This is a genomic window from Janthinobacterium sp. ROICE36 (genome assembly GCF_002869965.1).
Lineage (GTDB): Bacteria > Pseudomonadota > Gammaproteobacteria > Burkholderiales > Burkholderiaceae_D > Janthinobacterium.
This window is the reverse complement of the sequence record NZ_PEBS01000008.1, coordinates 94,657-116,131: the sequence shown is the minus strand read 5'-3', so window position 1 is coordinate 116,131 and position 21,475 is coordinate 94,657. Positions and strand designations below refer to the sequence as shown.

The 21,475-nt window shown below is 59.7% G+C and carries 14 protein-coding genes and 1 pseudogene; 7 read left to right on the top strand and 8 right to left on the bottom strand.

Annotated elements, in window-relative coordinates; translation table 11 throughout:
• The first annotated feature begins 2 nt into the window (after positions 1 to 2).
• From guaD to CSZ94_RS05475, 6 genes are all read left to right on the top strand, one after another.
• Positions 3 to 1,319 (top strand): guanine deaminase, encoded by a 1,317-nt coding sequence (guaD, locus tag CSZ94_RS05500; protein ID WP_102120583.1) that lies wholly within the window; start codon positions 3 to 5, stop codon positions 1,317 to 1,319.
• A gap of 43 nt (positions 1,320 to 1,362) precedes the next feature.
• Entirely contained in the window at positions 1,363 to 2,850 is a 1,488-nt protein-coding gene (locus CSZ94_RS05495; protein WP_102120582.1) for an adenosine deaminase family protein, read from the top strand.
• Between the two features lie 789 nt (positions 2,851 to 3,639).
• The gene (locus tag CSZ94_RS05490; RefSeq protein ID WP_102120581.1) at positions 3,640 to 7,050 is read left to right on the top strand and encodes a TonB-dependent receptor; all 3,411 of its coding nucleotides are present in this window, start codon (positions 3,640 to 3,642) and stop codon (positions 7,048 to 7,050) included.
• A 114-nt stretch (positions 7,051 to 7,164) separates the two neighbouring features.
• Positions 7,165 to 8,874, top strand: a complete 1,710-nt coding sequence (locus CSZ94_RS05485; RefSeq protein WP_258000790.1) for a bifunctional metallophosphatase/5'-nucleotidase — start codon at positions 7,165 to 7,167, stop codon at positions 8,872 to 8,874.
• An 18-nt stretch (positions 8,875 to 8,892) separates the two neighbouring features.
• Entirely contained in the window at positions 8,893 to 10,122 is a 1,230-nt protein-coding gene (locus tag CSZ94_RS05480) for a phospholipase D-like domain-containing protein (protein ID WP_102120580.1), read from the top strand.
• A gap of 14 nt (positions 10,123 to 10,136) precedes the next feature.
• A complete protein-coding gene (locus CSZ94_RS05475; RefSeq protein ID WP_102120579.1) occupies positions 10,137 to 11,204 on the top strand; it encodes a S1/P1 nuclease in 1,068 nt (355 codons plus the stop codon).
• A gap of 36 nt (positions 11,205 to 11,240) precedes the next feature.
• On the opposite strand, the gene CSZ94_RS05470 is transcribed toward CSZ94_RS05475, so the two are convergent.
• The gene (locus CSZ94_RS05470) at positions 11,241 to 12,005 is read right to left on the bottom strand and encodes a DeoR/GlpR family DNA-binding transcription regulator (protein WP_102120578.1); all 765 of its coding nucleotides are present in this window, start codon (positions 12,003 to 12,005) and stop codon (positions 11,241 to 11,243) included.
• A gap of 75 nt (positions 12,006 to 12,080) precedes the next feature.
• Between CSZ94_RS05470 and CSZ94_RS29250 the strand changes: the two are divergent.
• Positions 12,081 to 12,665, top strand: a pseudogene (locus tag CSZ94_RS29250) (NUDIX domain-containing protein); the annotation flags it as partial.
• Positions 12,666 to 13,085: 420 nt separating this feature from the next.
• Here the strand turns inward: CSZ94_RS29250 and CSZ94_RS05460 are convergent.
• The 7 genes from CSZ94_RS05460 to CSZ94_RS05430 all read right to left on the bottom strand — a co-directional run bounded on the left by CSZ94_RS05460 (position 13,086) and on the right by CSZ94_RS05430 (position 21,218).
• Complete coding sequence (locus CSZ94_RS05460; protein WP_086145100.1) at positions 13,086 to 14,057, bottom strand: ABC transporter permease; 972 nt, start codon at positions 14,055 to 14,057, stop codon at positions 13,086 to 13,088.
• Positions 14,058 to 14,061: 4 nt separating this feature from the next.
• Positions 14,062 to 15,141 (bottom strand): ABC transporter permease, encoded by a 1,080-nt coding sequence (locus CSZ94_RS05455; RefSeq protein ID WP_102120576.1) that lies wholly within the window; start codon positions 15,139 to 15,141, stop codon positions 14,062 to 14,064.
• Entirely contained in the window at positions 15,138 to 16,667 is a 1,530-nt protein-coding gene (locus tag CSZ94_RS05450; protein WP_102120575.1) for an ABC transporter ATP-binding protein, read from the bottom strand. Before CSZ94_RS05450 ends, CSZ94_RS05455 begins: the two co-directional genes overlap by 4 nt.
• Before the next feature lie 81 nt (positions 16,668 to 16,748).
• Entirely contained in the window at positions 16,749 to 17,744 is a 996-nt protein-coding gene (locus CSZ94_RS05445) for a BMP family lipoprotein (protein ID WP_102120574.1), read from the bottom strand.
• Between the two features lie 395 nt (positions 17,745 to 18,139).
• Positions 18,140 to 19,042, bottom strand: a complete 903-nt coding sequence (locus CSZ94_RS05440; protein ID WP_102120573.1) for a LysR family transcriptional regulator — start codon at positions 19,040 to 19,042, stop codon at positions 18,140 to 18,142.
• Between the two features lie 85 nt (positions 19,043 to 19,127).
• A complete protein-coding gene (locus tag CSZ94_RS05435) occupies positions 19,128 to 20,057 on the bottom strand; it encodes a pseudouridine-5'-phosphate glycosidase (RefSeq protein WP_102120572.1) in 930 nt (309 codons plus the stop codon).
• A 3-nt stretch (positions 20,058 to 20,060) separates the two neighbouring features.
• Entirely contained in the window at positions 20,061 to 21,218 is a 1,158-nt protein-coding gene (locus CSZ94_RS05430; protein WP_102120571.1) for a carbohydrate kinase, read from the bottom strand.
• Positions 21,219 to 21,475: the final 257 nt, after the last annotated feature.

The window sequence follows — 21,475 nt, the reverse complement described above, 5'->3', positions numbered from 1 at the left end:
TCATGTCGATTGTACCTGCCACATTGCAAGCCTACCGTGCCAGCTTGCTGCACTTCCACGCCGATCCCGCTTTCACCGAGGACGCGCACGCCTGGCATGCCGATGGCTTGCTGATCGTGGCCGATGGCAAGGTCGTGGCAGCCGGCGATTACGCGCAGCTGCAGACGACTTTGCCGCCAGGCACGCAGATCGTCGATTACCGGGGCAAGCTGATCGTGCCTGGTTTTATCGACACGCATTTGCATTTCCCGCAGACGGAAATGATCGCCTCGCCGGCCCCCGGCTTGCTGCCGTGGCTGGAAACCTACACCTTTCCCACCGAGCGCGCGTTTGAAGACCCTGTCCACGCGCGCAATGTCGCCGAGTTTTTCCTCGATGAACTGCTGCGCTGCGGCACCACCACGGCCATGGTGTATGGCAGCGTGCATCCGCAATCGGTGGACGCCTTCTTTGGCGCCAGCGAGGCGCGTGGCTTGCGCATGGTGGCGGGCAAGGTCATGATGGACCGCAACTGCCCCGAATTCCTGCGCGACACGGCCGAGTCCGGCGCGCGCGAAAGCGAAGAGCTGATCCGGCGCTGGCACAAGCATGGGCGCTCGCTATATGCGATCACGCCCCGCTTCGTGCCGACGTCCACGAATGAGCAGATGCACCTGGCGGGCGAACTGGCGCGCGCCTATCCGGATACCTATCTGCAGACGCATGTGTCGGAAAACGAGGATGAGTGCCGCTGGGTGCGCGAACTGCACCCGCAGGCACGCAGCTACCTCGATGTGTATGACCAGTACGGCATGCTGCGCCCGCGCGCCATGTTCGGCCATTGCATCTGGCTCGATGAGCGCGACCGCGCGCGCATGGCGGAAACGTCCTCGGCGGCCGCCATTTGTCCCACCTCCAACTTGTTCCTCGGTAGCGGCCTGTTCGATTTCGAGCGGGCCGATGCGGCGCACGTGCTGCTGTCGCTGGCGACCGACGTGGGCGGCGGCACCTCGTTCTCGATGTTGCAAACCATGAACGAAGCCTATAAAGTAGCACGCTTGAAAGGCAGTTATCTGCCCGCCTTGCGCATGTTTTACCTGGCGACCCTGGGCGCGGCACGGGCCATGCAACTGGAAGGTACCCTGGGCAATTTCACGGCAGGCACGGAAGCGGACTTCATCGTGCTCGACAAGCAATCGACGCCGCTGCTGGCGCGTCGCACGGCTGGCTGTCTAAGCCTGGAGGAATTGCTGTTTGCCTTTGCGCTGCTGGGCGACGACCGCGCCGTGGCCGCCACTTATTCAGGCGGGCAATGCGTGCATGTGCGGGGGCAGCGCTGACCTACCCGTTGTTCCATACGAATTATCCTGAGCGAGAACGCGAATGCACAAGAAACTCACTGGCCTGGCGCTTGGCGCCGCGCTGGCATTGACCGGAATGGCGCAAGCCGCCCCGTCTTCCAATGAAGCGGCCACCGCGCGCCATTTTGCCGCCCTGGTGTCGGGCGCGCAGCCGAAGACAGCCGAGTTGAGCCTGTTCTTTTCCATGATGCCCAAGGGCGGCGATCTGCATCACCACTACTCGGGTGCCATTTACGCCGAGCAATTCCTCGACTGGGTCGACAAGGAAAACTATTGCGTCAACAAGACGACGTACCGCATCGAAAGCAACAAGGACGTCGTGGCGGCCGAGCGCGCCAAGCCGCCCGCGCAGCGTGGCTGTCTGTCGTCCACGGAAGTATTTGCCGATGCGGGCCTGTATGCGCAATTGCTGCAGCGCTGGTCGACCAAGGATTTCTACAACCACGGCGCCATCCAGACGCCGCCGGACCGGACCTTCTTTGATACGTTTGGCTACTTCGGCCCCGTGGCGTCGAGCAATACGGCGGACGGCCTGAGCACCCTGAAGCAGCGCGCCATCGCGGAAAACCTCAGCTACATCGAGACGATTTTCGAGCTGTCGCCATTCGTACAGAACGCGCAGTTCGACCAGCAAGTGCTGGCGCCGGGCTTGCCGCCCGCAGCGTTGCAAGCCGTGTTGGGCAATTGGACGCAGAGCCTCGAGCAGGACGCCAGCTTCCAGAAAAGCATCACCGCCTATAACGACAACGTGAACGCCAGCAGCGCCGGCATCGACGATGCCAATTTCACCATGCGTTACCAGGCGTATGTGCTGCGTTTCCTGTCGCCATCGCAAGTTTTTTCCTCGATGCTGGCCGCGTTCAAGGCAGCCAGCCTGAATCCGCTGCTGGTGGGCGTGAACATTGTGGGCCAGGAAAGCGTGAATGTGTCCATGCGCGATTACAGCCTGCACATGGAAATGTTCAAGTTCCTCAAGGCCAAATATCCGAACGTCAAGATCGCCTTGCACGCCGGCGAGCTGGCGCTGGGCATGGTGCCGCCGGAAGGCATGGCGTTCCATATCGCCGAAGCCGTCGATGTGGCCGGTGCCGACCGGATTGGTCATGGCATGGATATCGCGTACGAACACAATGCGCTGGCCACCATGCAGAAGATGCGCGAACGCAATATTCCCGTGGAAGTGAACCTGACCAGCAACGATTACATTCTTGGTATCAAGGGCCAGGCCCATCCGATCACCCTGTACCGCAAGTATGGCGTGCCCTTCGTCATTTCCACCGATGACGCAGGCGTCTCGCGCAATACCCTGTCGAATGAATACGTGCTGTTTGCCAGCCAGTACAAGACTAATTATGCGGAAATCAAAAAGCTGTCATACAACAGCCTGCGTTATGCGTTTTTGGCTGAAGCCGACAAGCAACGTTTGCTGAAAGCGCTCGATGTCCGTTTCACCCGTTTTGAGGCGCAAATTGCTGCCGCCGACAAGGCAGGCAAGAGTGGAAAACCGTAAGTTGTACGACGTTAGCAACTGATACTCTTAAACGGCCGGTTCTTCCGGCCGTTTTTCATTCTCCCTTTCAAAACACTGCGATGTTGTTTTGTTAATTTTGTGGCGGCCATGCGACACAATTAACGACAGATGCACGACTTTAGCCAATTTCCTGGATGAATCAATTTCAAGTACATATTGCTCATTTATAATCTCGCGCCATAAGCCCGGACGCTGTCAGCACGATATCAATCCAGCTAGTTACCCATGCTATTTATATTTTAAATATATAAATATGTAAAAAAAAACGTATTTGTCATCCATTTTTTGATGATGCATAGTGGGATGAAGGTGATATTAAAAAGTCACAATTCATATGGGCGATATCGTATGAAGATGGGTATTTGCAGTAAATAAAGGTGAGATGCAGAGTGAAACAAACAGTCGCGCAGCTAAATGACGACATTCTTCTGTATTTTGCCGCCGTGTCACAGTCTTGAAATATTTAACAATTACACTCGCGGCTTGCCATGTTAGCCGGGTAAGCATGTCGGGTGAATGACACAGGTGCTAGCGCCCTGGGTCGTACGGATCGGAGGCAGTTTTTCCGCCGTTATTGTCTGGATAGGATTAGTTGTGATGTGTGGAGCGGCGTTTTGTGATGGTCTTGTCAGGACCGCAGCCAGTCCAGCCGGCGTAACAGTTGCAGCATCGTAAAGAGGAAATCTTGTGTTTGTGTTGCTGTGCGGCGCAGCCGGACGGTGGGCAATCCAGGATTTTCAAAAATAATAGTCTTTTCTGGGGTTAAAGATGATCAATCACAAGCGACTTCGGCTGACGCAAATCGCGTTCAGCCTGTCTATTGCACTGGCAGCGGCACCATCGTTCGCACAGAACACTACGTCTTCCATTGGCGGCCGTATCTCGGCCACCGACGGCAAGCCGGCAGCTGGTGCGCAAGTCAATATCGTTCACGTTGAGTCCGGTTCGGCCAGCAACGTGACCACCGATGCAGAAGGCCGTTATGTTGCGCGCGGCCTGCGTGCCGGCGGTCCATACACCATCACGATTACCAAGAATGGCGTGGTTGAAAAACGCGAAGGCGTGTATATCGCCCTGGCCGAAACGGCCAGCGTCGACGCCACGCTGGGCGCCGACATGCAAGTGGTGAAAGTCAGCACCAATGCTGTTCGCAATCAGGTTTTCAACCGGAACAACATGGGCGCTGGCACCAGTATCGGCCCGACCGAACTGGCTACCCAGGCATCGATCTCGCGCAGCCTGCAAGACTACGCCCGCGCCGACCCACGCCTGTCTCAAACCGATAAAGAGCGCGGTGAAATCTCCGTTGCCGGTCAAAACTCGCGCTACAACTCGATGACGATTGACGGCGTGGCCGTGAACGACACCTTCGGCCTGGAAGCGTCCGGTACCGCGACCGGCAAGCAGCCGATTTCGATCGAAGCGATCCAGTCGGTGCAGGTTAACGTTGCCAACTATGATGTCACCCAAAAAGGCTACACCGGCGCGAACGTCAATGCGGTGACCAAATCGGGCACCAACAAGGTCAAGGGCAGCGTCTACTACGTTTTCCGTAACGACACCATGGCGGGCGACCGTTACAACAGCACCGACGACACTTACTACGCAGCGCCAAAATCGAAAGACACCACTAAGGGTATTACCATGGGTGGCCCGCTGATCGAAGACAAGCTGTTTCTGTTTGCTAACTACGAAAAAACCACCAGCTCGCGCGGTGCGCCAGCATTCGGTCCTGTCGGCAGCGCAAAGACCAACGTTGCCATTACCCAAGGCGCCATCGATAGCGCGATTGCTATTGCCAAGGATAAATACGGTATCGATGCCGGTACTTCGGCAGTTCCTGCGGGTTCCGAATTCACGGCGACGGAAAAGTTGCTCAAGCTGGACTGGAATCTGACCGACACCCAGCGCATGATGCTGCGTTACACCAAGACCGAACAGTCCGAGCCGATTTACACCGGTTTTACCGGCACTGGCCTTTCGCTGAGCTCGTACTGGTATGACCAGAACAAGAGCCTGGAAACCCTGGTTGGTCAATGGACCGCCGAGTGGACCCCGACCTTCTCGACCGAAGTCAAAGTGTCATCGCGCGACTACGACAGCGTACCGCGCAACAACGCTTATCTGCCGGCAATCGGCCTGCAGTTCAGCGGCGCGCTGCCAGCTGGCGCACCTTCGAGCCTGGCTACCGGCAACCGCTTCCTGAACTTCGGTACTGAACTGAGCCGTCAGCGTAACATTCTTGGCACCAAAACCAAGGATTTCTACGCAGCCGGTACCTGGTCGCTGGGCGACCATGAAGTCAAGTTCGGCACCGACTACAGCAAGAACGACATCTATAATGCGTTCCTGCAAAACGTCAACGGTAACTACACCTTCGGCTGTATTAACAGCAGCGCAGCCGTGGCCTATTCGTTTGGTGCGATCAATTGCGGCACCGCCACTGCGGCGCAATTGCAGGCTGCCGTACTGGAAAACTTCAGCCGTGGCCGTCCTAGCTCGTACACCTATCAGGTGCCACAAGCAGGCCGTACTCTGGACGATGCCGTGGCAACGTTCTCGCTGAAAAACATCGGCCTGTTCCTGCAAGATACCTGGGAAGTCAACAAGCAGCTGACGTTGACCGCCGGCCTGCGTATCGACGGCACCCGCATCGGTGAAAAGCCGATCTACAATGCGCGTGCAGCACAGGCAACTGTCGCTCGTACCACGCCTAACGGTCGTCAGACCGGCGGTTTCGGTATCGATAACTCGCATACCATCGACGGCGAAAACTTGTATCAGCCACGTTTTGGTTTCAACTACAAGCTGGAATCGGCGCGTCCGACGCAAATTCGCGGCGGCTTCGGCTTGTTCCAAGGCGCGGCGATGAGCGTCTGGCTGGGCAATCCATACCAGAACACCGGTATGGCAACCCAGAACATTACGTGCGCCTCGTCGGCCGGCACTTGCCCGACCACCGATGGCTTCTTCAATGCCGATCCAACCAAGCAGCCAATGAGCGTGCCAGCCGTTATCCCGGCAATGAAGGTCGATGCCCTGAGCCCGAACCTGGCGCAACCATCGGTATGGAAAGCCAACTTGGCCATCGAACATGAGCTGCCATGGATGGGCCTGATTGTCAGCGCGGAATACCTGCGTTTCCAGACCAAGAGCGCGATTTACTACGAAGAGCTGAACATGGGCGCGCCAACGGCAACCGGTAGCGATGGCCGTCCAATGTACTATGGTCCTAACGCCTACAATACGGCTTGCTGGAATGCAAATGGCGCCCTGATCGGCGGCGCCAATTGCAGCGCCTTGACCAAGGCTGGCAGCAACGCCTCTTTCGGCCAGGTGCTGATGGCTAAAAATACCGACAAGGGCGAGTCGAACGTGCTGACCCTGTCGGTGCGCAGCCCGACCCGTGATGGCCTGTCGTGGGGTACGTCGTACACCTACAGCGATGCTACGGAAGTGTCGCCGCTGACGTCGTCGACCTCGAGCTCGAACTGGGGCGGCCGTGCCGTCTTCAATCCGAACGAGAATGTCGCGTCGAACTCGAACTACATGGTCAAGGATCGCTTCACGGCAAACGTCAACTGGCAAAAGCGCTTCTTCGGTGAATACAAGACCACTTTCGGTCTGTTCTATGAAGGCCGTAGCGGCAAACCATACAGCTGGACCATCAACAATGACTTGAACGGTGACGGTCTGGCCGGCAACGACCTGATGTACATCCCTAGCGCGCCAGGTTCGGGCGAAGTGGTGTTCGCCGGTGGGACGCCAGCAGCGCGCGCCGCCAACGAGGCAGCGTTCTGGAAAGTGGTCAACGCCAATGGCGACCTGCGCAAAGCCAAAGGTGGCGTGATCGGCCGTAACGAGAGCTTTTCTCAATGGACCAACAGCTTCGATGTGCGCATGAGCCAGGAAGTACCGGGCTTCTTCAAGGGTAACAAGGGTATCTTTACCTTCGATATCCTGAACGTCGGTAACCTGCTGAATCGCAAATGGGGCCGCATCAACGAAGTGGGCTTCCAGGGCGCCGGTGGCCAAGTGCGCAGCTTCGTTGACTATGCCGGTATGGAAAACGGCAAGTATGTGTACAACACCCGTCCTGTGGTGGAAAGCCTGGAAACGCGTCAAGTCAAAGGCGAATCGCAATGGGCACTGCAAGCAACGGTCAAATACGAATTCTAATGTCGTAGTTGCCTCGTAGTTTGGCAAGCTAAAAAACGGCTGGTGGCGACACCAGCCGTTTTTTTTTATAGGCCAGATGGTTTACTCTTTCCTTTTTTTTACAAATATCATTCCATGTCTCACTTCCTACGCACTCCGGTCGCCAGCGCGGCCCTGATACTCACCCTGTCCGCTTGCAGCAATTTCGTTGCCGCGCCGCAGGTCGCGCGCAGCGGCCCGATTGAAGTGAACCTGGTCGCCCTGGACGATTTCCACGGCAATCTCGAGCGCAGCAAATTTACCTATACGAGCTTCGCCGATGCGGAGCGCAAGACGGTGCAGGCTGGCGGCATCGATACCTTGTCCGGCGCCCTGACGGCGTGGCGGCGCGAAGATGCGCAGCTGATTTTTGTCGGCAATGGCGACCTGGTCGGTGCCAGCCCCGCCATGTCGGCGCTGTGGGCGGACGAACCGAGTATCGTCGCCATGAACATGCTGGGCATGAAGGCCAGTTCCGTTGGCAACCATGAATTTGACCAGGGCAAGGCGGAATTGCTGCGCCAGCAGCGCGGCGGTTGCGACTCCGCGCGCGCCGACAAGGCGTGCAAGTTCGCGCCCGACTTCAAGGGCGCCAACTACACCTATCTGGCGGCGAATGTGATCGACGCGCAAACGGGCAAGTCGCTGTTGCCGGCCTACCGCATAGAAGAGGCGCATGGCGTCAAGGTGGGCTTGATCGGTGCCGTGCTGAAAGATACGCCATCCGTGGTGACGGCAGCCGGCATTGCCGGCCTGCAGTTCGGCGATGAAGCCGACGCCATCAACGCCACCTTGCCGCAGCTGCGCGCGCAAGGCGTGGGCATCTTCGTCGTGCTGCTGCACCAGGGCGGCGAGACGAAGGAAGCCATCGACCAGCCCGATTGCAGCCACCTGAAGGGCGAAGTGGTCGACGTGGTAAAACGCCTCGACCCGGCCATTCAATTGGTCATCAGCGGTCATTCGCACCAGGGTTATCTGTGCCGTGTCGATGGCCGCCTGGTGACGCAGGCACAGATGGGCGGACACATGTTGATGCGTATCAAGCTCAAGGTCGATCCCGTCAAGAATGCGCTGATTGATGCCAGCGCGCACAACGTCGTCATGTTGCCAGGCATGTATGAGCCGGACCCGGCCGTGGCAGCCTACTTGGAATCGGTGAAGCAGCGCAGCGCGGCCGAATTGTCGCGTCCCGTGGCCGCCATCGCCGTGCCCATGGTTGGCCGCAGCACCAAGGGCAGCGGCGCTTCCCCGCTAGGCGACCTGGTGGCCGACAGCACCCTGTTCGGCGCGCGCGCTGCCGGTGCCCAAATTGGCCTGATGAATAATGGCGGCATCCGCAAGGATCTGGAAGCGGGCGCCGACCTGATGACGAATGTGGGCCAGAACCAGGCAGTGGTGCCGTTCGGCAATACCCTGATCGTCGTCAGTCTTTCCGGCGCACAAATCCGTACCTTGCTCGAACAGCAATGGCCGGGTGCCGAAGCAGAAGAGGGCAATCTGCTGCAAGTATCCGAAGGTTTCAGCTACCGCTGGGACAGCACGCGCCCACAGGGCCAGCGCGTGCTGCCGGGCAGCATCCTGCTGAATGGCGTCGCCATTGATGATGGTCAACAATACCGTGTCGCCGCCAACAGTTTCCTGGCCGGTGGCGGCGACCGCTTCACCGTGCTGGCGGCCGGTACGCGCCGCCTGGACACGGGCGTGCGCGACATCGACGCCTTCAGCGATTACCTGATAGCCCGCGCGCGCGCCGGCAAGCCGGCCGGCAGCGCTACGGCGGCAGGGCGCATCGTGCGCGTCAAATAACTATTTCAAGGAAAAACCATGCGTCGTTTATTTGTTTCCGTTCTTCTCTCCAGCCTGTTCGCAGGCACGGCCCACGCGGAATTCACCATTCCCGGCTTTGAGCTGGTGCACACTTCGCCCGTGGAAACCACCTTGACCAATCCCGACCTGCGCGAGCCCGTCGCCGTGTGGAGCGAGTTGTTTGATGCTGCCAAGAAAGAAATCGTCATCGCCCAGTTCTATGCCGTCAGCAAGCCGGGCACTGCCTTTGAAAAGGTGCTGGCCAGCCTCACGGCCGCTGGCCAGCGCGGCGTGAAGATCCGCTTCCTGCTGGACCAGAAGGGCGTGGGCCTGTCGGAAGCGGCGACCATCGCCCGGATCAAGGCGATTCCAAACCTGGACTTGCGCCTCATCGACTTCAATAAAGTCACGGGCAACGGCATCGTGCACGCGAAATACCTGGCCGTCGATAGCCAGGTGGCGTACATCGGCAGCCAGAATTTCGACTGGCGCTCGTTCGAGCACATCCATGAAACGGGCTTGAAGATCACGGAACCAGCCATGGTGAGCCAGGTGCAAGCCATTTTCGAGCAGGATTGGCAAGCCCAGGCGCTGACGTCGCAAGGCGGACGCGCCACAGTGCTTAACAGCAAGGTGGTGCCGGCCAATTACGCGCAAAACGCGTTTTTGCTGGCCAGCCCGAATGCGTACAACCCGGCCGGCGTGGGCGACTCGGAAACGGGCTTGCCCGCCTTGCTGGCGGAAGCGAAAAGCGAAGTGCGCATCCAGTTGCTCGATTACGCACCGCTGTCCTACGGGCCGAACCGCACGCGGCCATACTACGCCGTGATCGACAACGCCGTGCGTGCGGCCGCCCAGCGTGGCGTCAAAATCAAGCTGATGGTGTCCGCCTGGAACACGGAAGCGCCGGCCATTGCCTACCTGAAAAGTTTGGCCCTGGTGCCGAACGTGGAAATCCGCATCGTGACGATTCCTGCCGCCTCGACGGGTTTCATTCCATTTGCACGCGTGATCCACAGCAAGACCATGAGCATCGATGGCAAGCTGGCCTGGGTCGGCACGAGCAACTGGGCGGGCGGCTATTTCGACTTGTCGCGCAACCTGGAAGTGGTGCTGCGCAATGACGCCATGGCACAGCGTATTGCCGCGCTGCATGAGCAGACGTGGAGCTCGGTCTACGCGCAGCCTATCGATATCAACAAGCAGTATCCGAAGCCGGCCAAGGCCACGCCGCAAGGCAAGGAGTAATGGTGAGAACATCGATGAAGAAGTTACTCTGCGTGCTGGCGCTGGGCGCCGCTTTTGCCTCCGGCAATGTACTGGCCTGGGGCAATGACGGCCACCGCGCCGTGGGCGCCATCGCCGATCAATTGCTCAAGGGCAGTGCGGCGCAGGCACACATCACGCAATTGCTGTTGCCTGGCGAGAGCCTGGAAAAGATCGCCAACTGGCCCGATTGCGTGAAGGGCACGTATTGCGGGCCGCAATCGCCGGAAATGTTGACGTATGTGGCGGCAAACCCCAAACATGGCGAATACCATTACACGAACGTGCCATTCCAGAATGCGCACTACCATGACCATGGCGTGGGCACGGCCGACGACGATATCGTGCAAACCTTGAAACGGGCGATCCTGGTGTTGCAAGGCAAGGCGGATGCGGCCAGCAATCCGCACGGCTTCAGCCAGCGCGAAGCACTGATCCTGATCACGCACCTGGTAGGCGATATCCACCAGCCATTGCATGTGGGCAATGCGTTTCTCGGCAAGGATGGCCGGTTTTTCGTGCCCGCCACGCAGGCGCAGATCGACGACGTGGCCATTTTCAACGCTCGGGGCGGCAACGACTTGCTGCTCGACGATGCGAAGATGACGGCGCTGTCGGACGCCGTGATACCCGCGCCGCTGCCGGCGGAAGAGGGGACAACAAAAGCTCCCGCCTATCCGAAGTCGCCCACCAAGCCCCTGCATACGTATTGGGATACGACCGTGGTCGATTACGCCATGCGCCGCCTGAGCACGCGCACGCCGCAGCAGTTTGCCCGCACCGTGATCGCCAGCGCGCCTGTGGTGAGCGCCAATAGCGGCGACCCCGCCAGCTGGCCGTATCAGTGGGCCGATGCCGCGCTGGCGGCGTCAAAGCTAGCTTTCACGGACGTGGTGGCCAGCCCCGCCACCCAGCAGACCAGCCGCAAGGGCGAGGTCTACAATGTGTGGAGCTTGACGGTGCCGGACAATTATCCCGTGCCCAGCTCGGCGCTGGCGAAGCAACAGTTGATCGAGGGAGGCTATCACCTGGCCGCCGTGTTGCAATCGATTTGGCCACAATAAATTGCGTCATTCGAATGCGGCCTGTGGGCCTCCTTTTCATGCCAGGGTGATGCTAATTCCCATCTCGCGGTAGGGGGCGACCTGGGCATCGTCCACGTCGCGGTGCACGATGATATCGTTGATCTGGCTCAAGGGCACGATTTGGAACGGCGAAGACGTATTGAATTTTTCCGGCGAGGCCAGCACGATGGTGCGGCTTGACGCCTCACTGAGCGCGCGTTTCACGCACGCTTCTTCGTAATCGCCGGTGGTGATGCCCGCTTGCGGATGCAGGCTGGACACGCCCATGAAATACAGGTCGGCACGGATGCGGCCGATCGCTTCCACGGTGGCCGCACCGACACCCACGATCGAGTGCTTGTACAGGCGCCCGCCCAGCATCAGCACCTCGATGCCAGGGTGATTCACCAGCTCGACGGCAATCGACGGGCTGTGCGTGACGATGGTGGCGTGCAATTCGCGCGGCAGCTGGCGTGCCAGTTGCACGGCGGTGGTGCCGCCGTCGAGAAACACCACTTGTCCCGTTTGTATCATGGCGCCCGCCGCGCGGCCGATGGCGGGCTTGGCTTGTGGCGAAATCTGTTCGCGCCCCGCAAACGGCGCCAGCGCGGGCGAGCGCGGCAACAAGGGCAGGGCGCCGCCGTGCACGCGTTCCAATAAGCCTTCTTTTGCCAGCTCGCGCAGGTCGCGCCGTATCGTGTCTTCCGACAAGCCCAAGGCATCACTGACGGCCCTGGCGACGAGCTGCCCTTCGCGCTGGAGCAAGTCCAACAGGTATTGTTTGCGTTGCTGTGTCAGCATGATTTATCTTGTTAAATCTTGATATTGCACGAGTTTGCATGATAAAGTCGACCAATGCAAGCACAAGGAGACACTATGCGCGAAGAAAATGCTGAGCAACAACGGGTACGCATACAGGGCGTGGTAACCCTGTCGCACGACTGGTATTTATTGCAGAAAACCACGTTTGACTATCTGCGCCACGATGGCGAATGGCAGACGCAGACGCGGGAAACCTATGACCGCGGCGATGGCGCCACCATCCTGCTCTACAACAAAGTCAAACGCACGGTGATTCTGATCCGCCAGTTCCGCTTTCCCACGTATCGCAAGGGCCACGATGGTTTCCTGATCGAAGCAGCGGCCGGCTTGCTGGAAGAGGCCAGTGCGGAGCAACGCATCCGCGCCGAAGTGGAGGAGGAAACGGGCTATGCGGTGGCTGCCGTGCACAAGGTCTTCGATGCCTTCATGAGCCCCGGTTCCGTGACGGAGCGTTTGCATTTCTTTGTGGCCGAATACGATCCTGCCAGCCGCATCGGCGATGGCGGTGGCCTGGCGCACGAGGGCGAAGATATCGAAGTGCTGGAATTGCCCTTGGCGCAAGCGCTGCAGATGGTGGCCGATGGCCGCATCTGCGATGGCAAGACCATCATGTTGCTGCAGCATGCGCAGCTGCACTTGATGCCGCGCAAACTTGGACTGCAAATCCTCATTGCCGGCCCCTACCGCTCCGGCACGGGCGACGATCCCGCATTGATGGCGGCGAATGTCGCGGCCATGCAAGCCGTTTGTCTTCCCCTGTATGCCAAGGGACACATGCCCGTGCTCGGTGAATGGCTGGCCCTGCCCATGCTGGCGCTGGCCGGTTCAAGCCGGGTGGGCGATGCCGTGTATGAGGAACTATTTCACGCGCATGCGACGCGCCTGCTCAGCCATTGCGATGCCGTGCTGCGCATCGGCGGCGCGTCCCAGGGCGCCGAGCAGATGGTGGATGTGGCGCATGGTCTGGGGCTGCCGGTCTATCTGTCGCTGGACGCGATTCCACCGGCGTAAAAAAAGCGAAGCCCGCAGGCTTCGCTTTTTTGATGACGTCACAGTTTCTTAACGGGACTTCACGAAGGGAATGCCGATGGCCTTTGGCGCGATAGATTTCGCCATCAAGCCCGCCAGCACGATCACGGTGACCACGTACGGCACCATCTGGATCAGCGAGCCGGGGATGCGGCCCACGACCGGCAAGTCCACGCCTTCAATTTGAATCTGGATGGCGGCGAAGAAGCCGAACATCAGACAGCCCAGGAAAGTGTAGACGGGTCGCCAGTTGCCGAACACCATGGCCGTCAGGGCAAGGTAGCCGGCGCCGGCCGACATGTCGCGCAGGAAGAAGCCGCTTTGCACGATGGCCAGGTAGGCGCCCGAGAACGAGCACAGAATGCCTGCCACCAGCATGGCCAGGTAGCGCGTCGCTTCCACGCTCACGCCGGCCGAGTCGGCCGCATGCGGGTTTTCGCCGCAGGCGCGCAGGCGCAGGCCGAAGCGCGTGTGGTACAGCAGCCAGTGCACGAGCGGAATCAGCAGGAAGGCTACGTAGACGAGGATGGAGTGGCCGCCGATCAAATGGGCATACACCCAGCCGATGAAGGGAATGTGTTCCACGTATTGCGTGCCCGGCAAGACGACGTCGAACAGCCGCGCTGAACCGAGGTCGGGCGTGCGGCCGCCTTGCTGGAAGAAGAACTGCGCCAGCACGAACGTCAGCCCGCTCATGGCGATATTGATGGCCATGCCGGCCACCAGCTGATTGCCCTTTTGCGTGATGCTGACATACGCCTGCAGCAGGGCCAGGGCGACGCACACGAGCATGCCGGCAGCCATGCCGTAATACGGGTTTTGCGTCGTGTAGGCCACGGCGGCGGAAGCGAAGGCGCTGGCCAGGATCTTGCCTTCCAGGCCGATGTCGATCATGCCGCTGCGTTCGGCAAACAGGCCGGCCATGGCGGCAAAGATCAGGACGGGCGCATTGCGCACGGTCGATACCAGGATGCTGGCGAAATGAAAGTCGTCGAGTGTCATGGTGTTAGCCTTTGGTGCGCTTGAGCAGGGCGGAAATGGCCGGTGCGTAGAAGTTTTCCATGGCGCCGCAGAACAGGATGATCAAGCCCTGGATGAAAATGAAGGTTTCCGTCGGGATGTTCGGTTTTTCCAGCGACAGGTCGAAGCCACCCTGGATCAGCGCGCCGAACAGCACGGCTGACAAAAAGATGCCGACCGGATGCTGGCGGCCCATCAGGGCGATGGCGATGCCGATGAAGCCGGCGCCGCCCACGAAATTGAGCGACAGATAATGCGTCGAACCCATGATGGAATTGACGGAACCCAAGCCCGCCAGCGCGCCGGAAATGAGCATGACGATGATGATCATCTTGCTGATCGACACGCCCGCGTAGTGGGCCGCATGCTTGTTGAGGCCCGTGGCGCGCAGCTTGAAACCCCACGACGAGCGCCAGACCATCACGCCATAGATGATCAGCGCGGCAATCGCCAGGATAAAACTGATGTTCAGCGGCGTATCGCCCAGCGACGGGAACCAGGTGGAGAGGCGCGGCATTTCGCCGCTTTCCGCAAACACGCGGCTGGCCGTGTTCTGCTCGCCCGGCGGTATCAGATATTTCACGATCACGAAGTTCATCAGGCTGGCGGCGATGAAGTTGAACATGATGGTGGTGACGACGATGTGGCTGCCGCGCTTCGCTTGCAGGTAGCCGGGCAGGAAACCCCACAGCGCGCCGAACAGGGCCGCGCCTATCATGGCAGCAGGAATCAGCAGCCAGGCGGGCAGGGTCTGGTCGAAGGCCAGCATGGCCACCGTCAAGCCCAGGCCGCCGATATACATCTGGCCTTCGGAACCGATATTGAACAGGCCGGCCTGCATCGCCACGGAGACCGACAGGCCCGTGAAAATGAAGGTACTGGCGTAGAACAGCGTGTAGCTCAAGCCTTCCGGGTTGAGGATGGCGCTGTTGAAGAGGATACCCAGCGATTCGGCCGGGTCTTCGCCCAGCATATAAATGACCAGGGCTGCGACCAGCATGGCCGACAGCAGGTTTAACATGGGCATGACAAAGGCTGTCGCCCAGCGTGGCAAGTCGTTATTCATGATTTATGCATTCCCCCCATCAACAGACCGATGCGGGTGGTATCGAATTCTTCAATTTTCAGTTCGCCGGTGATGCGTCCGCCGCACATGACGAGAATGCGGTCGGCCAGCGCCCGCACTTCTTCCAGTTCGACAGACACCAGCAGGATCGCCACGCCCGCGTCGCGCAGGGCCAGCAATTGCGTATGGATGCTTTCGATGGTGCCGATGTCGACGCCGCGCGTGGGCTGGCCCACCAGCATCAGTTTCGGCTTGGCCAGCACTTCGCGCGCGATCACCACCTTTTGCTGGTTACCGCCAGACAACAAGCCGATGCGCAAGTCCGGATTGGCCGGGCGCACGTCGAAGGTTTTCAGCAATTGCGCGCAGCGCGCGCCGATGGCCTTGAAGTTGAACAAGCCCCAGCGGTTTTTCAGGTGGTCCTGGTAGCCGAGTATGGTGTTTTGCATGACGGAAAAATTTTTCACCACGCCATCGCGCAAGCGGTCTTCCGGAATGTGGGCGATGCCCAGCTCGCGGAAGGCCAGCGGCAAGCCGTCGGCGTCAGTGCGCTTGGCAAACGGCAAGTCCTTGTCCAGGAAGCGCAGCTTGCCCGAGGTGGGCAAACGCATGCCCGACAGGATTTCCAGCAGTTCGCTCTGACCATTGCCGGAAACCCCCGCGATGGCGACGATTTCGCCGGCGCGCAAGTTGAAGCCGATGTCGGCCAGCAGTTTGACTTGTTGCGCGTCGACCAGTTGCAAACCATCAACTTCCAGCACCGTGGCGCCCGGATTGTAGGGCGCGCGGGGCAAGTGGCTCTGGATGGGGCGGCCCACCATCATACTGGCCAGTTCCTCTTTCGAGGTGGTCGCAGTGGCAACGGCGCCCACCACCGTGCCGCCGCGCATGACGGTGACGTTGTCTGTGATTTCCAGGATCTCTTGCAGTTTGTGCGTGATCAGGATGATGGTCTTGCCCTGCTCCTTGAACAGGCGCAGGATTTCAAACAGCGACGCCGTTTCCTGCGCCGTCAGCACGGCCGTCGGCTCGTCGAGGATCAGGATATTGGCGCTGCGGTAAATCTGCTTGAGGATTTCCACGCGCTGCTGCGCGCCGACGGAGAGGTCTTCGATCTTCGCCAGCGGGTCGACGTCGAGGCGGTAGCGCGCGCAAATGTCGCGCAATTTGGCTTCCGCTTCGGTGCGGTGGCTGGCCAGGCGAAAACCGCCTTCCGTGCCCAGCATGATATTGTCGAGAACGGTGAAGTTCTCGACCAGCATGAAATGCTGGTGCACCATGCCGATGCCGAGATTGATCGCTTCCTGGCTGTTGCGGATAGGCTGTACTTTCCCGTCTAGCAAGATTTCTCCGCCGTCGGCACGGTAATACCCGTACAGGATGCTCATCAAGGTCGATTTGCCGGCGCCGTTTTCCCCCACCAGGCCATGGATACTGCCCTTGGCGATGGAGAAGCTGACGTCGGCGTTCGCCTTCACATGTCCAAACTGCTTGGAAATGCTGCGAAATTCTACTGCTGGCTGCATAGGTTCATAACTGGATAGTTTCATGGAAACGCGCCGCGCGGAGACAGGCCCCGGCGGCGCGCTAGAAGATACGGAGAAAAATTAGACCGGGCAGCTGCTGCCGATGCGGTAATCGATCACTTTGATCTTGCCATCGATAATGTCCTTACGCGCACCCAACACGCGCTTTTCGATTTCCGGCGTAATCAGCTTGCGGTTGTTCGCATCGAGCGCCCAATCCACGCCGCCTTCTTTCAAGCCTTTATAGCTGACGCCGCCCTTCCAGGTGCCGTTCTTGACTTGCATGAAGCTGTCATACACGGTGTTGTCGACGCGCTTGACCATCGAGGTCAAGATACTGCCCGGGTACAAGCCATTCTGGTTCGAATCGACGCCGATCGCCAGCTTGCCTTTTTCCTTGGCCATTTGCAAGGTGCCCATGCCGCTGCCGCCGGCCACGGCGAAGACGACATCGACGCCGCGCTCGAATTGCGAGCGGGCCAGTTCGCCACCCTTGGCCGGGTCATTCCAGGCGCCGGACGTGGTGCCGACCATGTTTTGCGTGATTTCCGCTTTCGGATTGACGGCTTTGACGCCTTGCGCGTAGCCGCAGGCGAAGTTGCGGATCAGGGGAATATCGATGCCGCCGATGAAGCCGACTTTCTTGCTCTTGCTGGCCATGGCCGCAGCCACGCCCACCAGATAGGAGCCTTCTTCTTCCTTGAAGACGACGGAATTGACGTTGCTGCCGGCGGCCTGGCCGTCGATCAGCACGAATTTCACATTCGGGAATTCCTTGGCGACCTTTTGTACGGCTTGCGTTTGCGCAAAGCCGATGGCGGCGATCATGTCGAGTTTCTTGCGGGCCAGGCCGCGCATGACTTGTTCGGCTTGCGTATCGCTCGATGCCTGGACTTCGATGAAGGAAATGCCTGTGTCTTTTTTGAAGCGCGATGCGCCTTCGAAAGCGGATTGGTTGAACGACTTGTCGAACTTGCCGCCCGCGTCATACACGACACCCAGTTTTGGGGTAGCCGCGGACGCTTGAGCAGTCAAAAATACGGCTGCGATCGTCAAACTAAATTGTGTAAGTTTCATGAGTGGCTCCTGGAAGATCGATATTGTATATTTTTTATAGGTGAAACATATAATTTGGGGCCGATTTAGCCTGTTTTTGATGCACGAGGTGATGATTCCTTATCAACATTGCACTGTATTACACAAGATCATTGCTGGCCTTGTCTGCTTTTATGTCGTCAGTGTGATGCTCATGCAACAGTCGCGCCCCGTCTCTTTTATCGTTACAACATCGAATGGGCTGCCGGAATGGGCTGGGATGCGCCGTCAATGGACGGGCAGGGCAGGCGCGGAACCGGCGCCACGATGGGCGTCCGAATCACTATGCATCATGCCAGATATGTATGACAAATACGTTTTTTTTTAACTATTTATATGAAAGTCATATAAATTGGCCGTGGTCAGACTGGGCCGCGTCAGACTGACGGGGGATTGATGATATTCAGGAAGGCCCGCACGACGGGAGCGTCGTCGAGCGTGGTGTAGCTGATATACAGATTGGCCGATGGCGGATTGGTCTTGATCGGCAGGAAGACGACGCCGGGCCAGCCGATGCGGCTCGTCGTTTCCGGCACCAGGGTCACGCCCAGGCCCGCGCCCACCATGGCCAGCAGGGTTTGCGGTTCGCTCGCTTCCTGGAAAATCACGGGTTCGAAACCGGCATTGATGCAGCATTGCAGCAGGTAGCGGGGAAACGCGGATTTATCGAGGTTCAGGCTGAGCATCGGCTCGTGGGCGATGTCGATCAGTTCGATGGCCGTGTTTTTCGCCAGCGCATGGTGTTCATTGACGGCCACGCAGACGTTTTCGCGGAAGCACAGTTCCTGGCGTAAATTATCGTGACGCAAGTCGTCGTCGTTGAGCTTGGGTTCGCGCCAGAAACCCACGTCGATCTGCTTGGCGCGCAAGGCTTCGTATTGCACCGTGGGACCGAACTCATGGATGGTCCAGCTGACGCGGGGAAATTTGGTCTGGAATTCTTCCAGCAGGCTGGGGATGGGACCCCACATGGCCGAGCCGACGATGCCCACGCGCAAGCGTCCTACTTCGCCGCGGTCGATCTGGCGGATGGTGTCGATGGTCATGCGCATCTTGGCCAACAGGTCGGCTGCCTCGTTCATCAGCGCCTTGCCCGCCACGGTCAGCTCGAAGGTGCGCGTGGTGCGCGCAAACAGGCGCACGCCCAGTTCGCTTTCCAGTTTCATGATCTGCTGGCTCAGGGGCGGCTGCGAGATATGCAGGCGCTCGGCGGCGCGGCTGAAGCTTTTCTCCTCGGCAACGGCAAGAAAATACTTTAACTGTTTCAGATCGATGGACATGCTTTCCTTGGCGTTGCGTCTTGCTAGGCGATGGAACAGCGCGCGAACCCGTGAAGGCGCGCGCGCTTTCTTTACAGCGGTCCTATTATCGTGCCACGACTGCCTGCATGGCAATGGCCAGCGCGGTGCCCACCTGGGCATTGTGCTTGACCAGCGCGATATTCGTCGTCAGGCTGCGCCCGTCCGTCAACTGTTTGATGCGCGACAACAGGAATGGCGTGACTTGCTTGCCCTTCACGCCGCCAGCGTCCGCTTCCTGCAGCGCTTGCGTGGTGATCGCGTCGATTTCTTCCTTGGGCATCGCTTGCGCGGCCGGCACCGGGTTGCTGACGATCACGCCGCCTTTCAAGCCCAGCTGCCACTTGGTGCCGATGAAGGCGGCCTGCTCGGCGGCCGTGTCGAGGCGGAAATCGGCCTTGAAGCCGCTTTCGCGCGTGAAGAAGGCAGGAAAACCTTCCTGGCCCACGCTGATGACGGGCACGCCATGCGTTTCCAGGTATTCCAGAGTCAGGCCGATGTCGAGGATGGATTTGACGCCCGCGCAGACGACGGCGACCGAGGTTTGCGCCAGTTCCTGCAAGTCGGCGGAAATGTCGAAGCTGGTTTCTGCGCCGCGGTGCACGCCGCCGATGCCGCCCGTGACGAACACGGTAATGCCGGCCAGTTCCGCGCAGATCATGGTGGCGGCCACGGTGGTGGCGCCCAGTTTGCGTTGCGACAGGACGAACGGCAGGTCGCGGCGGCTGACTTTCATGGCGTCGGGCGAGGTGCCCAGCAATTCCAGCTGTTCCGGCGACAGGCCGACGCAGATCTTGCCGTCGATGATGGCGATGGTGGCCGGCACGGCGCCGCCGTCACGGATGATCTGTTCCACTTCGCGCGCCATTTCCACGTTTTGCGGATACGGCATGCCGTGCGAAATGATGGTCGATTCCAGCGCCACGATGGCCTTGCCGGCGGCGCGCGAGGCTAGCACTTCTTGCGAGAACAAGAGGAAATTCTGTAATTGGGTCATGTGTCAATCCTGTTGAAAGAGGGTAGGGGGAGGCGGCGCCAGGTCGGCATCGTCGATGTCGTCGAGCGCGCCGGCGGAAATTTGGGGAGAGACAGTGGCAGCCGATTCCAGGGTCATGGCGGCCAACTTCAGGCCGCGCCGGCACGCCAGTTTCAAATCGCTGCTGTCGTGGTAGAGCGACCAGCAGACGGCGGCGGAAAACGCGTCGCCGGCGCCCGTCACGTCGACGGCGGCCACTTCGCGCGCGGCCAGGTGCACGACCGGCGCGTCCTGGCTGTCGCCATCGGTGAAGTACACGCCTTCGCCGCCGCAGGTGACGATTACCTGGCGCGCACCCTGGCGCTGCACTTCGCGGCAGGCGGCGCGCACATCAAACGCCGTTGGCAAGGCCCGCGCCACGCGCGTTTCCAGTTCGCCCCGGTTGAGTATCAGCAAATGCAAGCCCGTCAGGTCTTGCGGCAAGTGCGCCATCTTCGGCTGCGAGACGGCGACGATGACCAGTGGCGTGGCGTGGGCAGCGTCCTGGCGGGCGTCGGCCAGCAGTGCCTGCACGCTGTCGTGGCCCAGGTTCAGGTCGCAGACGGTGAGGGCGGCGGCGGCGCGCTGCGGCTGGCGGCTGTGCAAGAAGGCCGGCGTCAGCTGTTCGTAGAGTTGCATATTGGCCATCGCCAGCAGCATTTCGCCATGCTCGTCGAGCACGGCCGTATAGGTGCCGCTGCTGGTGTTGCTCAGATGCAAGCTGCCGCGCATGTCGATGCCCGCCTCTTCCGCGTGCGTCTGCAGGGCGTGGCCGGCTGCATCGTCGCCCAGCGCCGTCAGCAGGGCCACGGGAATGGCCAGGCGGGCCAGGTTTTCCGCGATGTTGCGGCCCACGCCGCCAAACACTTCTTCCGAGCGCACGGGATTCGAGGTGCCCATCTGCAGGGTCGCCAGGGTGCGCATCTTGCGGTCGAGGTTGGCGGCGCCTATGCACAGCACGGGGCGGCTGTCGGGCAGCACATAGGCGCGTCCCAGCAGGCGCCGCTCTCGGATCAGGCCGGCGATGTGGCCGGCCACGGCCGAGCGCGACAAGCCCAGTTCGCTCGCCAGGTCTTGCTGCGAGATGAAGGGGTTGTTGCGGATCAGCGTGTACAACTGGTCTTTTTTATTGATATCGGTCACAAGGTGTTCGCTGAAGGTTTAAACATTTGTCTTCGACTGTAAACATATGTCCGTTTAGTGTCAAGCACGTCTCAAGCGTGCGCGCAAGGTATTCGTATGCAGCTTGTATGCATGCATTTCCCGGGCGTCGCCGGGGCGGGGCGGCCGCTGGCAGGTGTACGCTCGCCTCGACTATAATATCGGCCATTTATATTTGAATTGTATAAATGGGTAAGAAAAATGGTATTTGCCATACATATTCCGTTTGATGCATAGTG

Coding starts and splice junctions, on each gene's coding strand:
- guaD (WP_102120583.1), top strand. CDS start 3: ATGTCGATTGTACCTGCCACATTGCAAGCCTACCGTGCCAGCTTGCTG.
- CSZ94_RS05495 (WP_102120582.1), top strand. CDS start 1,363: ATGCACAAGAAACTCACTGGCCTGGCGCTTGGCGCCGCGCTGGCATTG.
- CSZ94_RS05490 (WP_102120581.1), top strand. CDS start 3,640: ATGATCAATCACAAGCGACTTCGGCTGACGCAAATCGCGTTCAGCCTG.
- CSZ94_RS05485 (WP_258000790.1), top strand. CDS start 7,165: ATGTCTCACTTCCTACGCACTCCGGTCGCCAGCGCGGCCCTGATACTC.
- CSZ94_RS05480 (WP_102120580.1), top strand. CDS start 8,893: ATGCGTCGTTTATTTGTTTCCGTTCTTCTCTCCAGCCTGTTCGCAGGC.
- CSZ94_RS05475 (WP_102120579.1), top strand. CDS start 10,137: ATGAAGAAGTTACTCTGCGTGCTGGCGCTGGGCGCCGCTTTTGCCTCC.
- CSZ94_RS05470 (WP_102120578.1), bottom strand. CDS start 12,005: ATGCTGACACAGCAACGCAAACAATACCTGTTGGACTTGCTCCAGCGC.
- CSZ94_RS05460 (WP_086145100.1), bottom strand. CDS start 14,057: ATGACACTCGACGACTTTCATTTCGCCAGCATCCTGGTATCGACCGTG.
- CSZ94_RS05455 (WP_102120576.1), bottom strand. CDS start 15,141: ATGAATAACGACTTGCCACGCTGGGCGACAGCCTTTGTCATGCCCATG.
- CSZ94_RS05450 (WP_102120575.1), bottom strand. CDS start 16,667: ATGCAGCCAGCAGTAGAATTTCGCAGCATTTCCAAGCAGTTTGGACAT.
- CSZ94_RS05445 (WP_102120574.1), bottom strand. CDS start 17,744: ATGAAACTTACACAATTTAGTTTGACGATCGCAGCCGTATTTTTGACT.
- CSZ94_RS05440 (WP_102120573.1), bottom strand. CDS start 19,042: ATGTCCATCGATCTGAAACAGTTAAAGTATTTTCTTGCCGTTGCCGAG.
- CSZ94_RS05435 (WP_102120572.1), bottom strand. CDS start 20,057: ATGACCCAATTACAGAATTTCCTCTTGTTCTCGCAAGAAGTGCTAGCC.